The 15,704-nt window shown below is 34.4% G+C and carries 16 protein-coding genes; all 16 read right to left on the reverse strand.

Translation table 11 applies throughout. The features are described 5' to 3' along the window. Positions 1-4: 4 nt before the first annotated feature. Complete coding sequence (gene rffA / locus IE080_RS09020) at positions 5-1,144, reverse strand: dTDP-4-amino-4,6-dideoxygalactose transaminase (protein ID WP_189580955.1); 1,140 nt, start codon at positions 1,142-1,144, stop codon at positions 5-7. Between the two features lie 4 nt (positions 1,145-1,148). Beyond that, positions 1,149-1,853: a GNAT family N-acetyltransferase gene (locus IE080_RS09025; protein ID WP_189580971.1), complete on the reverse strand. Its 705-nt coding sequence runs from the start codon at positions 1,851-1,853 to the stop codon at positions 1,149-1,151. Then, complete coding sequence (locus tag IE080_RS09030) at positions 1,846-2,784, reverse strand: glycosyltransferase family 2 protein (RefSeq protein WP_229800565.1); 939 nt, start codon at positions 2,782-2,784, stop codon at positions 1,846-1,848. The genes IE080_RS09025 and IE080_RS09030 overlap by 8 nt, the downstream gene beginning before the upstream one ends. A gap of 66 nt (positions 2,785-2,850) precedes the next feature. Continuing rightward, complete coding sequence (locus IE080_RS09035; protein ID WP_189580973.1) at positions 2,851-4,002, reverse strand: glycosyltransferase family protein; 1,152 nt, start codon at positions 4,000-4,002, stop codon at positions 2,851-2,853. Positions 4,003-4,015: 13 nt separating this feature from the next. Then, on the reverse strand, positions 4,016-5,674 hold the full coding sequence (locus IE080_RS09040) for a capsule assembly Wzi family protein (RefSeq protein WP_189580974.1): 1,659 nt from the start codon (positions 5,672-5,674) through the stop codon (positions 4,016-4,018). Beyond that, on the reverse strand, positions 5,674-6,429 hold the full coding sequence (locus IE080_RS09045) for a glycosyltransferase family 2 protein (protein WP_189580977.1): 756 nt from the start codon (positions 6,427-6,429) through the stop codon (positions 5,674-5,676). The genes IE080_RS09040 and IE080_RS09045 overlap by 1 nt, the downstream gene beginning before the upstream one ends. A 4-nt stretch (positions 6,430-6,433) precedes the next feature. Continuing rightward, positions 6,434-6,985 (reverse strand): WcaF family extracellular polysaccharide biosynthesis acetyltransferase, encoded by a 552-nt coding sequence (locus IE080_RS09050; protein WP_189580980.1) that lies wholly within the window; start codon positions 6,983-6,985, stop codon positions 6,434-6,436. Continuing rightward, positions 6,982-8,139 carry a glycosyltransferase gene (locus tag IE080_RS09055; RefSeq protein ID WP_189580983.1) on the reverse strand — a complete coding sequence of 386 codons (1,158 nt, stop codon included), beginning with the start codon at positions 8,137-8,139 and terminating at the stop codon, positions 6,982-6,984. Before IE080_RS09055 ends, IE080_RS09050 begins: the two co-directional genes overlap by 4 nt. Before the next feature lie 13 nt (positions 8,140-8,152). Then, positions 8,153-9,145, reverse strand: a complete 993-nt coding sequence (locus tag IE080_RS09060) for a glycosyltransferase family 4 protein (RefSeq protein WP_189580986.1) — start codon at positions 9,143-9,145, stop codon at positions 8,153-8,155. 15 nt (positions 9,146-9,160) lie between these two features. Further along, positions 9,161-9,658: a hypothetical protein gene (locus tag IE080_RS09065; RefSeq protein WP_189580988.1), complete on the reverse strand. Its 498-nt coding sequence runs from the start codon at positions 9,656-9,658 to the stop codon at positions 9,161-9,163. 101 nt (positions 9,659-9,759) lie between these two features. After that, a complete protein-coding gene (locus IE080_RS09070; RefSeq protein ID WP_189580990.1) occupies positions 9,760-10,503 on the reverse strand; it encodes a hypothetical protein in 744 nt (247 codons plus the stop codon). 49 nt (positions 10,504-10,552) lie between these two features. Next, on the reverse strand, positions 10,553-11,674 hold the full coding sequence (locus tag IE080_RS09075; protein ID WP_189580992.1) for a glycosyltransferase family protein: 1,122 nt from the start codon (positions 11,672-11,674) through the stop codon (positions 10,553-10,555). Next, on the reverse strand, positions 11,671-12,678 hold the full coding sequence (locus IE080_RS09080; RefSeq protein WP_229800568.1) for a CgeB family protein: 1,008 nt from the start codon (positions 12,676-12,678) through the stop codon (positions 11,671-11,673). The genes IE080_RS09075 and IE080_RS09080 overlap by 4 nt, the downstream gene beginning before the upstream one ends. Before the next feature lie 14 nt (positions 12,679-12,692). Next, a complete protein-coding gene (locus IE080_RS09085; RefSeq protein ID WP_189580996.1) occupies positions 12,693-13,721 on the reverse strand; it encodes a glycosyltransferase in 1,029 nt (342 codons plus the stop codon). A 12-nt stretch (positions 13,722-13,733) separates the two neighbouring features. Beyond that, the gene (locus IE080_RS09090) at positions 13,734-14,738 is read right to left on the reverse strand and encodes a glycosyltransferase family 2 protein (protein WP_189580998.1); all 1,005 of its coding nucleotides are present in this window, start codon (positions 14,736-14,738) and stop codon (positions 13,734-13,736) included. 46 nt (positions 14,739-14,784) lie between these two features. Further along, positions 14,785-15,657, reverse strand: a complete 873-nt coding sequence (locus tag IE080_RS09095; RefSeq protein ID WP_189581000.1) for a glycosyltransferase family 2 protein — start codon at positions 15,655-15,657, stop codon at positions 14,785-14,787. Between the last annotated feature and the right edge of the window lie 47 nt (positions 15,658-15,704).

Raw genomic sequence — 15,704 nt, forward strand, 5'->3', positions numbered from 1 at the left:
AACATCAATTACTTAACAAAACATCACAAATCCTATCTACCTCTTGTTCCGAAAGTTCATAAAACATAGGAAGCCTCAACAATACCTCTGTGTAGCGATCTGAATTGAGTAAGCCGGACACTGCAGGCTGTTGTGCTTGATAATAAGTGCTTTTATGCAAACTTTGGTAATGAAAAACACTCAGGATTCCTTGTTCCTTTAATTTTGCAATCATTTGGGTTCTGGCTTCTGCTGTTTCGAACAAGAGGTAAAACATATGTGCATTATTTTCAGCAAATGAAGGAATCACAGGCAAAGTAAATCGGTTATTTTTCACTTCACTTAGTCTAGCAAAATACTGATTCCAAAGCTTTTTCCTTCTTTCCTGAATATTACCGATACTTTCTAATTGGGCATACAGAAAAGCTGCTATGATATCTGATGGCAAAAATGAGCTACCAAGATCAACCCATCCATACTTATCGACCTCTCCTCTGAAAAACTTACTTCGATTGGTTCCCTTTTCCCGTATTATTTCGGCACGTTCATTGAATCGAGCATCATTGATTACCAACATCCCCCCCTCTCCTGAAATAATATTCTTAGTTTCATGAAAACTAAAAGCAGAAAGATGGCCTATACCCCCCAATGGCTTTCTACTTCCATCCGGAAAGGTGTAGTAACTATCAATGGCCTGCGCAGCGTCCTCAATTACAAACAAATCATATGTCTTTGCCAATTCCATAATTACAGACATATCACAAGCAACACCTGCATAATGCACAGGAATGATGGCCTTTGTCCGAGAAGTAATTAGTGCTTCAATCTTTTTTTCATCCATTCCTGGATGGTCAGGGCGGCTATCACAAAAAATAATTTTGGCGCCTCTTAGAACAAAGGCATTAGCTGTAGAAACAAAGGTATATGAGGGCATAATCACTTCATCACCCGGCTGTATATCAATAAGTATTGCTGCCATTTCTAAGGCATCTGTACAGGAAGTTGTCAAAAGGCATTTTTGAAAACCAAATCGACTTTTAAAAAACTCATGACACTTGTGAGTAAACATTCCATCACCGGAGATTTTCCCTGACAATACAGACTCTTGTATATAGGAGGTTTCCTTGCCTGATAAATATGGTTTATTAAAAGGAGTGAAATTCATTTGTTTAATTTTTCCAGCAGTGATAAATGTATTGATGCAAAGTTAATTGAAATCCCGCCTTTTCATAAAGACGGCAAGCCGATGTATTTGAAGCCTGTGTGACTACCCGAATTCCAATGGGCGTATTTTCTGACTTGGTAAAAAAATCAACGGCCTGCAATAGTTGAGAACCTATGCCCATCCCTCTGAATTGATGGTCGACAGCAACTAACCCAATTTCGTAAGCATCACTTTTGAACTTATAGGTAATAAAACCAACGATTTGCTCTTTGTGAAGGTACACCAATACTTCATCAGCAAAAACACGACCAATCGAGCGGTGCAACCACTGCTTGTACAATTCTCTGAATTTATCTTTTGGGAATTTTTTATCTATAAAAAACCTCGAATATACGCCGCTCTGAATAGCCAACTCCTCAAAATGCACATCTGGAATAAAATCAATCGGAACTGATTGAATACTGCTGTTTGGCCTAGAAGTAACTTGTTCTAGAGTCAATGTCTTCCCATAGGTTACTTTTTCATCCACCAGCTGAACACTATAATCCTTCATGAACGGATCTGGAAATTGAATTTTTTGATCTGCAAAAACATATAGCAAATCATATGAACTGTTGATTTCAAGGGAATTAAACACACCTTTTCCGTGTACCAGCTGCCCCACTTTCAACGAAAGAAAATCACTGTCCCAGGCTAGATATTTAATCATTTAAATTGGTAGTTCTTCCGACAATATAAATAGGCCTTTGCTTGACTCCTTCAAATATTTTACCAATATAAAGACCAATCAATCCTAATACAAAAAGGACCATTCCGCCGATAAACCAAATCGACACTAAAAGACTTGTGTATCCTGGCACCGTTATTTGATGCATCAGGTATCTGTAAATGACCAATGCCCCGATAAAAAACGATATGAACGTCACAAAAAAACCAAATTTTACAATCATACGGATTGGTTTATCTGAATTTGCAAGTATAATATCTAAAGCAAGTCTAAATAATCTATTCCAGTTGTAGGAAGTGGAGCCACTAAACCGCTCAGAATGGGTTACTTCTAATTTTGCACTTTTAAATCCTGTCCACCTCACCATCGTGGGAAAGTAGCGGATAGGTTCGCGTAATTGCTGAACTGCCTGTATTACTCTTCTATGATAGATACCAAAATTCGCCACAGAGGGATCCTGTTTTTCTCCTGTAAGATAACTCAATGTTTGGTAAAAAATTTTTGAAGATGTTTTTTTCACCAAGCTATCTTGCCTTTCAATCCTTTGAGCAAGCACGACATCGAAGCCTTCCTTAGTTTTCTCATAGAGTGAATGGATTTCCTCAGGTCTATCCTGTAAATCGCAGTCCATTACTACTACCCATTCCCCTCTTGCATGATCCAACCCTGCTGTAATTGCATAGTGCTGACCAAAGTTGCGGCTCAGGCTGACACCCTTTATTTTGGAATTGATACTACTTTCATATACAATGGCTTCCCAGCTTTTATCAGGGCTACCGTCTTCTACCAAAATAATTTCGTAATCCGAGGTAATTGGCTCAATTGCTTCACATATTCTTTTTACAAGCTCGGAAACTATATTTTCAGCCTTGTAAACAGGACTGACAATGGATAAAAATGGGATTTTATTCACTTCTTTCAGTTAAGAGTAATGGTTCACAAATTTATTTCAAATATAATAAATAAAAGAAATAGCCTATTAGCTAGACTTTTTACTAGCAATGAAACTCTCATTTCCATTCAAAAGAAACTGAATTTTATTTTCGTTATTAGTCAAGCCTTCAAAAAATAAATTTTTATTAAACTCTTGGTTTTTGGTCGTAGGCAAAAATTTTATCTTGCTAAAATCCAAAGGATAACAACCATTGATGGAATGATCTTTCACAAAGGAATTGGTAGAAATGAGGTCTTGACTGTAAACCACCTCCAAGCCACAAATCAAATATTCAAAAACCTTATTGGGCACATTATAGATATGATTAGGAATATCTCCATTGTATAAAACCAATCCAACATCATAACTTGTTAAAATTTCTGGTAGCTGTTCATACCTAACAGGTTTCTTGACCCTAATAAATTCATATTGAGTTGTCAATCTATTTAAATAACTCAAGGTATTGTCAAACGCATAGGAAATATAAAAATCTATTTCATACTTCCCACTTTGTGAAATCACCCAGGTTAGGAGTTCTTGGACATACATAGAATCTAAATCTGTAGCCCCCACATGTACTAAGCTTATGACCTGTTTATCTTGAATAGCTCTTGATGTTTTTAATTGTTGAGCAACTTCATACCAATGTTTCGGAGGTAAATTAGGGAAAACCTGCACACGGGACTCATTTAAAATCTTCCGATAGTCCTCTAAAAACAAACGCTTACGATCGATATTGGTATGAGAAACAGTTACATGATGACACTTCCATAGCTTTTTTTCCAACTTATGAAGCAGCCTGTTATACAATGAAGAGTTTCGGTATTGCTTTATAGATGTATATTCATGATAATGAATGTGAATTCGTGTGTTAATACCAAAAACCAAATTCAATAAGAAAACGGGAAGGATGGAGACGGTCTCATAGCAGATTATGAGTGACGGTTTAAACCATAAAAGTTTAAAAAAAACATTTAATGCAAAATGAACATAATGCCAATACCTTCTAACACTAGTAGTGAAAAAGTCTTGACCAATTCTAAAAATTCTTGCATGGGCGGGAGAAAACCAAGGGTCTGAAGTTCCAGAGGTGAAAACCAAACATTCATGTTTATTCAAATGATCTAAATCAATGACATCATTCATAACCGGTGGATATTTTTCCACTGGTGCATAGTGCACAATTCCAACTTTCATTTTCTATTGTTCATCAACGATTCCCCCACAAATATATGACAGAAAACTGTCCATGGAAGGAATTCATATGATAACCTACAGGAAATAATTCAGTGGAAGTTGGTGCTAATTGCCATTGATAATTTCGTGCATGTATATGCTGGAACCTTGATGATAGAATTAGATTTTTCCATTGATGGTCTATCAACAAGCCAACGGAATAATCTACCCAAGGTTGTCGTTCTGAGTTATCAAAAAAAGATCTATGAAATAAGGTTTGATTGTTTTCAAGTCGTTGAAAAATTAGACCTATTTTATTTAAGTTTTTAATCCTAGAAACTTCCAAGATTTGTACATTTGAACCAAGCCCAATTCCTGTCCCCAAGGCTCTTCCGTTATTGGAAAATCCTCGCGACACATTATGGGTATGCCAAGTAATCCCTCCTCTAGGACCGTATCTAATTATTCTATTGATGGATTCATGTTGCTGAACCATTTCTCCTCTTATTTGCAATTGAGCGTCAGAGGAAGCTAGTGATACCAATTTATTAAACCCCATGAGGTATGCACGTGCATGCTCAGGATTAAGTGTCAATTCCCTCCAATTGAGTGGGTGATCTCTTCGGCCGTACTCCACATAAAACTCCATATTAAATTTAGGAACCAATAGCCGTAGAAAAGCAGTTACTTGTTGATCTCTACCATCCGAGTCAAATTCAACAGTCGTATTGTTTTCATCAAAAAACTGTTCTTTGGTCACCCCTTCAAATACAGGAAACAGATCCCCAAAATTTATATTCATATTTTGGCGATAAATTTGTGCAGTTCTGGTCAAACCACCATAGAGTCCTGGGATCCATTTTGGGTTGTAAGAGATTGTAATAGCATTTACATATTTCCAATCTCCAGTAAAGGGTGTGAAAAAGCGGTCATTTAACTCTTGATTTTGAAGCGGAGCAAGTCCTGAATCGTCAATTCTTCCTGATATTAATTGTCCTTCAAAATTTCCTAGAAATGTTTTTGCTGGCTTCCTTGTATTAATGGTCAGATACGGAAAGCTTTGTGCATTATTTGAAAAAGTCAATGAAGTAAACTGTCCTGGACCCCACCAAAGAGACATGGAAGAAACCCCCATCTCAAAAGCCCCATATCCTAAAGCAAACTTGGATTGCCCATAGTGAAACTTGCGCTGAGGCAAATCACCAAATCTCTCTGGATAGTCACCATAATTCCAAAGTATAAAACTTTGTGCATGAACGGCATTACCTAAATTATCCTGATACCCTTTAAATGAAAGGTTTTGGGCTGCATGAAACTCGGGGCTAACCTGCAGGCTGATAAACTTCCAACGGGCAAAAAAACCTGTTGTTGTGTATGACTGCCATCCAACATTTGGAATCATCCCATACTCTCCCCAACCATACGGCCTATTGGAATTGTACCTGACTGTATTTAAGATGGGAAGAATTCTTACATCAAAACTCTTTCTGCTTATTCCACTGTCTAAACCTATCAAAGACCATCCGAAATCATTTGCAATAGGCCTTAAGTTAAAACTTGGAGCTTGAAAATTTGTATCAAGTAAGGAAAGCCTTCTTTGATGCTCTTCTAGTACTGGGTAGTTGGAATGAAGCACTTGTGCTTTTGCAAAAAAAGCAATACAAAAGAAACAAATAACTAATAGTGTTCTCATCAATGTAAAAAAGGTATATACTCCATAAACTTCCTAAAATAACGTGAATAAAGGCGAATATAATTAGTATTCAAACCATTTTCTCTACAAGCCCTGTAATCTTCTTTATTGATAATATATGTTGATTTAAATGAATTGGTGCTGACGCCACCAAGTCTCATTTTCATCAAATCTAGCTTTAAGTACTTATAGTGTAGCTTATGCTTGTACAAAAATCTTACAAGTAACTCAAAATCAGCAGCTATTACATAATCAGTTTTATAAAAACCATATTTTTCATAATTTTTTCTAAAGGTAAAAAAAGTAGGATGTGCAGGCATATATCCCCAAGAGAAAGCCCCTAAATTAAATCTCCTAGACGAATAATATCTTACTGTTTTCTCTAAATTATCAGGCCTTACGAATCTAACATCTGCAAAAACACAATCAACTTGATCATCTTCAAAGCCTTCAACAATTTTTTTTATGGCATCCGTTCTATGATAAAAGTCATCGGAATTAATAATACCTACGATATCTCCTGTCGCCAATTTTAACCCCTTATTCATAGCGTCGTACAAGCCTAAATCAGGCTCTGAAATCCACATTGACACCACGTGTTCATTACTCTTAATAATATCCACAGTACCGTCTTTGGACGCACCGTCTATGATGATATATTCTATATCCTTGTAGCACTGATTTACTACTGAATCAATGGTATCTTGAAGAGTTTTGGCTGAATTGTACGTGACGGTAATTATACTGACTTTCAAAATATTACTGATTAAATACTCTTTCTCTTACTTTAACAGCTGGATTTCCTTGGTAAATGGAATAGCTCTCTAGGCTCTTTGTTGCTACTGACCCCACGGTAAGGATGGAATGACTTTTGCACGTAACGCCTGGGCAGACTACACTTTTTGCCCCTATCCACACTCCTTTTTCAATAACTATAGACCCCAAAATTAAATCAAAAGATTCTGATTTATAATTATGGTTTCCGGTAAGCAACATGGCACCTTGCGAGATACAAACGTTAGAATCCAGTTGAACTGCCGTGAGGTTATCTATCCAAACACCCTCCCCTATCCATACATCATCTCCTATAGTGAGATACCAAGGATACTTGATATTGACTCTTGGTTTTATCAGCACCCTTCTTCCAACTTTTGCTCCAAATAAGATTAAAATCCAAACTTTAATTGGCGAATAAACGCTTATAGGATTTAAAAAAAACAAAATATTAACAAAAAACCAAACTGTCTTTTTGAATAAACCAGCAGGTTGGTACCATTTATTATCAAATTTATATAATAAAACTTCCTTCATCTTCGTTTTTCACTAGTAAACAATTTAGAATAATGAAAATCAAAGTTATTATTTTTTAAAAATTCATCTGCTGTTTGCTTTGCAAATTTCCTCCAGTCTTGATACTGTACTCGATCCATCACTGTAAATTCTTCTATTGCCCGTACAATTGGTCCAACTGAATCGATAGCCAAATCCAAACCCGACTTTTGATTTCTTAAATTTTTCCAGGGAGTTTTATCGGAAATTAATACTGGTGTACCTGCATTCAATGCTTCAAAAATAGAATGTCCAAAGTTTTCACCTTTCGATAGCATTACGAAAAGATGATAATTACCTAAAAGTTCATGTGTAGCGTCAGGCAAAACCTCTCCTCTGTAATGAACTGTAATATGCTCGGGCAAAATACGTATTAGACTTTTACATAAATCCCAGTAATTCGCATCTTTGATTGGCCCAAAAATATCCAATGAGACTTGCATCTGATTGGGGATTTTCTCCAAAGCCTTTATTACCAAATCTAAATTTTTTATAGGTGAAATCAATGCTAGAAAAACCATTGTTAACTTATAAGGTTTTTTAGGGATTTCCAGAACTGCATCTTTTCCAAAACTTGGGATATTGGATGTTACATTAACCATCCTGTCTCCTATCCCAAATCGCAATACTCCTTTTTTCTCACTTAAATCAGTTGCATGCCAGGTTAATCCATCAAAAAGCCCTAATAATTTAAGTAATTTCAAATATACTTTCTTTTTCCAGGACTTAATTGCTAATGCTCCTTCATTAAGCATTCCCCTTGGGGCTATAACCCAATGGGCATCTATTGAAGTACGCTTCCTAATTATTAAAGGAAACAAGCTAAATCGAGGCGTAAACAGTCCATTTATATATATAACATGTGGATTAATTTCTTGAAGGATTGACTTTATCACTCCATATGATTGATGATTTCTTTCTGCGTAAAACACACGTACATTAGGAATCCATTGAACCCAGATATTTGGTTGTACTGCCAACGGTTTTGGTTCTCCAAGATCTTGATTGGATGTAAAAACATACACATCATATGAGCGACTTAAAAATTGAGCTAAATTCCCTAATGACCTGGTAATCCCACCGCTCCTAAAGGCAGGTGGAAAAAATTCATAGAAAATAAAAATTTTTTCACGCATCTTTTGGTCAAAATTAAGAAGTCAAACTTAAATAAAGTTCTTGGTATTTTTGAGCAATGAATTTCGGATCAAACCTTTTTACATTTTTAAATCCTTCAGTAACTAACTTAGCTCTAAACTCTCCATCTGCAATTATTTTTGTTATTGCTTGCCTTATTTCTAAATAACTATAAGGATTTACTAAAAATGCAGCATTCCCTGCGACTTCAGCCATGGCACCCAAATCAGACGTAATCACTGGTTTACCCATTGCCTGAGCCTCAATAATTGGCATACCAAAGCCCTCATAAAGGGAAGGAAAACAAAGTAAATCACATGTCTCATAAACATTAAAAATTTCTTCCCAAGACAAATAATACTTATTGACATATGAAACTGAGGAATTCTCTAGAAGTTGGATTTGTTCAATAGAAAGTTTTCCAATGATCAGTAATGTGGCAGAAATCCCTTCCATTGCTTGTACTATCCTTTCAAGATTTTTATTTTTCTTAGTTCCTAAAGCAAGTATAATAGGAAGACCTTCATCAAACGGTTTGGAAGATTTCACCTGAAATCTAGGATTTACTGGATTATGAATTACCCTAACCTTACTTTCTACTTCTGGTAATAACTGAATAAGCTCATTTTTAGTAAACTCTGAAATTACAGTAATTCTTTTAGCCAATAGAGCAGGTAGTTTGAACCAAAAAAAATTGATTACTATTTTTTTCAGAAAATTCCCTGATGTGGCAGATTGGATATCGTGTATTGTTAAAATGGTACACTTGCCTAGGATAAGTGAGATGTAATTCACATGTCCTGTAATGTGATTAATCTGTCCTTTTAAGGATTTGCAATATGCCAAATTTGATATTAATGAAAATAAATTTGCACCTTCCTTGGGTAAATAAAGTTTATTTGCAATAATTCCTGTTCCAAACGAATTGATAATTGTTTCAAATACCCCTTCAATACTATTAAACTCTTTGGATTTAGACCTAAAAATAAAATTTACCTTTAAACTCATTACGAATGAATAGGGTTAGTCATGTTGATTGATTACGGTGTTATTATGCTCTGTAAAGGTGAATAAATTTAACTTCCATTTTAATACATTTTTGGAAACATAGAAGAACATCAATACTACTATTAACGACTTAAAAAGATGGTTCAATACTACTACTAGCTCTGTTTCAGCTTTGACTACTTGTAAAAAAACAATAGGAATTACAGCAAAAAACAGATGGTTATCAAAGCTATAACGTAACAAAACTATCCAAATAGACACAAGAAACAGCCCCCAAATACCCATAAAAATAATACCATTATTTTTCCCCAAATTACCATAGGCCTCTCCCACAATACTGATACCCATTGAAGTATTATCCCCAATATGCAACCCCGTAAAATTCCTAAAATTATCTCTCCCACCTGCTTTAGCTTTATCAGGTGCAAGAAACCTAGGGAGCAATGTTGAAGAAATAGCACTGGAAATAGTCTCTCCCTTAAAATACTCTCTATGTTCCGGAATATGATTCATGATTGCGCTAATAATCCATCCTTGATTCAATCTCACAGTGGTCAAACTTTCTTGCTTCCCTGAGGTCAATGTATCAATTTGATCTATGCTATTACCACCAATTAAACTATTAACAAAGAGCTCAATAAAAAATGTGAATTTGTTCCCCGAGTACCCCCCCCCCAAACCTCTGATCTAAATGTTGCCTTTACTGTTTGTAAGGTTCCTACAAATACTAATGCCAATGTTAACGTTAGCAGGATCAATCTTCGAGATGGTTTGTGTTTCAATGCCCAAAACATATAAAAAAATGTTGACCATAGTATAAAATCATGAAACATTGCCGTTCTGAGAGAATTATAAAACAAATAGCCAATCGAAGCTATAAACAATATTTTCATTCTTCTATCATTTGAAAAATAAAGTATAATAGCGCCAGCATATTTAAAATTTGATAAAATAAATGAAAAAAAGTTTAAACTATTGGGTAAGAAACCTCCAAGAAAGTCAAATATAAAGCCTATTGAAAATATAAAAAAACCGTATTTTTCATACTTTGAAAAGCTCCAAATAGGAAAAACCGCTTTAAAATATGGAAATAATCTAAACAAAATTACTCCGCTAAAGAGCAAATATGCAGGAACTACATAAGACATATAGACACTTTCTTCCACATACATATAATATTTAAAATGTTTGGAGGGATAATTGTATTCTACAAATGGACCTACGATCCATTGTAATCCTGCTACTAAAAGCATAAACTCCAACACGGGAAGTGTTTTTCCTAAACTGTTGATAAAAACAAAAAAGGTTAATAAAACCACTAAAAGCCCAATAATTGTCCACAATTCCATTCCTGACACTCTTTAGAATTTGATTTAAAGATACTTGGAAAATTCTAAAATACACATGCTAATTATATTTCATATGATTTGTAAGTTTAGATACTAGTTGAGCAGTAGCTCGTTCAGCTGAATACTTTTCTTGAAAAAAAAATGGTTCTCTGTCCAATTCAAGAAAAAAAGATATTGAGGGTATTTTAGTAAATTCTATCGGTTTTACAATCTCAGATGCATAGGGATAAATACCTTTCATAACGTCAGGAAATACTACACGAAGTCCACATGCAAGATATTCAAATAGCTTATTTGGCGCATTGTAAACATAGTTTGGAGTAGAGCCCTTATAGAGTATCAGCCCTATGGAATAGTTACTCAACGTAACTGGTAATGACTCATAGTCAATCCCTTCATCATAAAAATTAATAAAAGGTGATCTAAGTCTCTTTAAATACTCAAAAGTATCTAAATGCAAGTTATAGGAATAAATATCAAAGGTGATTCTTCCATTTTGTAAAATCACCCATTCACAGTATTCCTCAATATATGTGTCTTTTAAAGAGAGGGCGCCTACATAAACAGTGTTTATAGATTTCTCAAAATTTCTTTCACTTTCTATTTTCGGATTATACCAGTTTTGAGGTGGAAAGTTAGGCATTACAAAAAGTTGGTTATCGTTTAATAACGGATGATCCATCTTGAAAAATCGTTGCCTATCAGCATTTGTCTGGGATATCCACTTAGCTTTGGGATAAATATTTTTTTTTTCCAAGTGATGATAAAACCTCACCAGCCTCATCCCCTTTTCATAATCAGCAGGAGATTCATATTCATGATAGTGTATATATATAGCTGCCTTATTTTTAAAAAAAAATTGATAAATAAAAACTGGAAAAACTGAATAACTCTCAAAATATACAATTGAATCAGGCCTGAATTTAATTAACCCAAATAGCGCTTGAAAATTAAAAATCACATACTTTAGAAGCCTCATCAAGCTACTTTCTTCCAGGTTTGGAAGGGGACTTCGGTTGATTGACTCTATTTGTTGATGCTGGAAAACATTTCTGCTTTTTTGATTTTCAGTTGACCACACCTTCACTCTTACAGGATTTGCTACTAAACAACATAAAAAATTTGTGACAGGGGGATAATATTCCAAAGGCATATAGTGAATTACCGCAACTTTATTCATATTCCAGAATACTGTAAAATTGAAGAAATAATACTTTTGTAATCATAACCAGAACTCTTGACCCTGCTCATTCCATTGGTAGTTAAATTTTCTAATTCATTGCTTTCCTTCAAAAAGTATTGAATTCGTTTGACTAAATCTTCTTTTGAATTAAAATAAATAACTTCGTTTTCTTCAAATAACCCTCGGATTTCTTCATTTTGCTCAGTTAATAAAGCAGTACCGCACGCAGGAATCTCAAAAGTACGGGTGGTATGCAATTCGGGAAACCGCTTAGACAGCAACCCTAGTCCAAATTTAGCGCTACTAATTAGTTTACTGTAGTTTTCACCAGATACAACTGTTCCATGAAATGCTAAATAGGGACTATTTTTATTTCTTTTCAAAAAACTATTCCAACCAAATCCAGCCAATTGAACATCAATTCTATGGCCAATCAAATATTGAATTATTTCCGCTCTTGAAGGTTCTGCTAAACCAATAAATACTACTGAATCTGATTTTTCATTAAAAGATTGTTGGCTTCTATGAATAGATGGATCGTATCCTTGGGTAACAAGGTAAACCTTCTTTGGATCGACATATGTATGATACATTTCAACTTCTTTCTTTTTTGTCGTAACCAACACATCATAATAATTTAAGCTACGGATAAATGATTGAGATTTATTGGCATAAAACATCATATCAGGAGTAAAATGAATCAATTTTTTGGTATGATTTCGGAGGAGTCTGATTACATTTTCCGTCAAAAAAGTAGCCTTATCTACCCAAATTAAATCAACAAATTCACTGCTTAACTCCTTTACAACATGGTCATTAATTTTTTTAACCGCAATTCCAAACTTAAATCTAAACGCTATGGATCTCCAAAATCTATTTGATTTATTAAATGGCACATGGGTATCAATAACTCTAAAGGATTCAGGACACAAAAGATTCTTTAATATTTCCCCACGCATACGTGAAGTTGTTCCATGGGAATATTGTCCAATATAAATCACTTTCAAAAGTCGCATTAGTACTTAAAATGGTTCTCTAACTCCGACACATATCTTGATGACCCATAATTTCTGATTATCCCTTTTTTCGCACGAGATATATCTTCTGATGGAAGTTCTTTCATAATTTTTTCAATGCGGTTTTTAAGTAAATCTTCCCATCCTTCCATCACATCAATAGAAAAAGATTCAAGGCCAAGCCTTTTATTAATTTCACCTGTACCACCCGAATTGAAACAAACAAAAGGTATCCCTCGAGACCAACTTTCTAATCCTACTCTTCCTAAAGGTTCATTGGGATTTAAATGTAAAACCAAATCAAGCTGCCCAAATAGTTCATCTTGATTCTGTACAAACCCCCGAAAAAAAACCGGATAATGCTTATTTGAAAACGTTTCATAAAATTTAGTGGAAACTTCTTCAGAAAAAATAACATCACCAAAAAAATGAAACTCTATGGTTGATTTAAATGATCCTAAAAAAATATGATTGAAAAACGCTTCGTAATAAGCTACACCCTTTGTTTCTGAAACTCGACCGACTATTCCAACTGTGAATTGTTTTTTTCTATTTATTTTCTCAGAGACAGTAAGGTCATTTACATCGATGGGATCATAAATCACGGAATGAGGATAATCAGTTAACTTATGGGAAATAAAATCCGATATCCCGATCAGCTTGACGTTTGATGGTAATACTCCTAGACGCTTCGATTCACAATCTTCCAAAAGCCTTATGTGCAAAATAATCGAACTCTTAGGTGCTATTTTAGCTAAAAGTTTTGCATACTTAATATGTCCACCTTCATTGATATAGATGGACTTTAAACCACCCGCTAATACCTTTAAACATAGTTTGAAATATAACCACGGCAAACTTTTAAATCCGCTAATTCTGTGCTTTTGTAATTCCTTAAGTTTATAATAAAACACTGATGATTTGGGAACATAAACTCTGTATTTGTTAGAAGTCTTATTTAAAAAATTATACAAAACTTGTTCACTCCCATAAAAATTTCCAGAAGGACTGACGATGATAGTATTCAATTTACTTATTAGTTAATTACCGAAATTACTTTTCATTTTATTTTTCATCTTCCATGATAATACTGGTTTCCATATTGATTTATGTAGAACCCATTGAATATACCTGACAAACTTCCATGGTAAAATGATTATTAATAATTGAAAAATCTTACCTCCTTCTGGAGTTAACTCACTTCCTCCCAATTCCTTGATTTTAGATTCCATTAATCGGACAATTGACTTTTGGGAAGGATATAAATGATAAACCCATTTTTGAAATTGATTAGAAAAAGCAGCTCTTGTCCTGATCGAATCTTCAACAAGCAATATGTTTTCACATGCAGTATTTACACCTGTAAATATTGACATAGCTATTTTATCATTCATCTTTGATGTCATTGCGTTAGTTAAACCTTTCCTGTAAAAATGTATAGCTTCGGTAGCAAAACCAATACCATCAGAATTCAAAATTAGTCTAGTTGAAAACTCAAAGTCATTCATTAAATGTAAGCGTTCATCCCAACCGTCTGATTTCTCAAGAATTGATTTGGGTATAAGCCACATCCAACCCGCCAACATTGCTTCAGAGGTTTTTAAGACTTCAATATACCAATCTAAACTGAAGGAATAATCTTTAAAAAAGAAATAATTTGAAGCTAAAGAGTGTTCAGGATTGTTAGAAAAGTAACGCCAGGGACCAAATACTAATCTATTTGGATTTTCCTTCCACTTCAAAACCATATTTTCAATTACCCGATGATCTAAAATATCATCTGCATCTAAAAATTTAATAAGTTCTCCGCTAGCTTTTTTTATCCCAAAATTGGAAGCAGCACATTGTCCAGAATTTTGCACTGTGTAGAGAGTTAAATTTGGGATTGCCATCCGTTCAATAACTTCAACACTATTATCAGAGGAACCATCATTAACAACTACAATTTCAATATTACTGTAAGTCTGATGGGTTACTGATTTAAGCGTTTCTTCTATATACTTTTCCGCATTGTAAAGAGCAATAATCACACTAACCTTTTCCATCAACACTTATGTTAAACAAAATTTGTAATTAAAATATAGGAATTATTTAAGATCTATATAAATTTTTCAAAAGTGCAATCCAGCTTAGGTTAGCAGAATTTCTTATTTTATTTGCAAGACGAAATTCTCTTCTAATCACAAGCTTGAAAATATCTCTTGAAAAACGCCTTCTAATTTTATTAAGCGCTATTTGCCTCTCTAAATCCATCAATGGAAAATCAGGGTTATTTAAGGTATTAATGCTGTGCTTGTAAGAATTCTCAAGGTAAAAAAAACTTTTCTGGCCTTTAGTGATTTCCTGATCTTCATGTCTCCTCCAAAATGTAAGACCTGGAACCATTTTTAATACAGGATAATACATCGCAAGTTTATACCAAAGCTCAGTATCACCAATATATCTTGTACCTGTAAACCCTCCCAACTTTTCAAAAACATCTCTTTTTATAATAGTACCTGTAGGTCCTAACCCCAAGACTCCTCTTTGCAGAAATTCACGTTTAAAAGTTTCAGTTGGAGACATAACAAATGGATAGGGACTGTAATCTTCTACAACTTCTTGGGAAATACCTAAAACACATTCTGGAAAAGCCTCCATATTCTCTACCATAATTCCTAAGCCATGTGGGTACAATAAATCATCTGCATCTAGGTACTTAATATATTTGCCTTTAGCATAGCTTGCTGCCTTATTCCGGTTTGGATAATCACCTAGGTTTTCTTCATTTTTATAAACTTTTATCCTTTTATCTTTTACTGCATATGCTAAGGCAACATTCAGTGAATTATCAGAGGACTGATCATCGACTATAATCATTTCCCAATCACAAAAACTAGAGGCTAAAACGCTTTCAATACAAGAAGCAAGGAACTTTTCACGATTATATACAGTAGTGAGAACGGAAACAAGGGGTATATTCATGTTGACACAAAAAAATCATCTCATTAACATAGATATAGTTAATACAA

The sequence above is a fragment of the Mongoliitalea lutea genome, from assembly GCF_014652135.1.
Classification (GTDB): Bacteria; Bacteroidota; Bacteroidia; order Cytophagales; family Cyclobacteriaceae; genus Mongoliitalea; species Mongoliitalea lutea.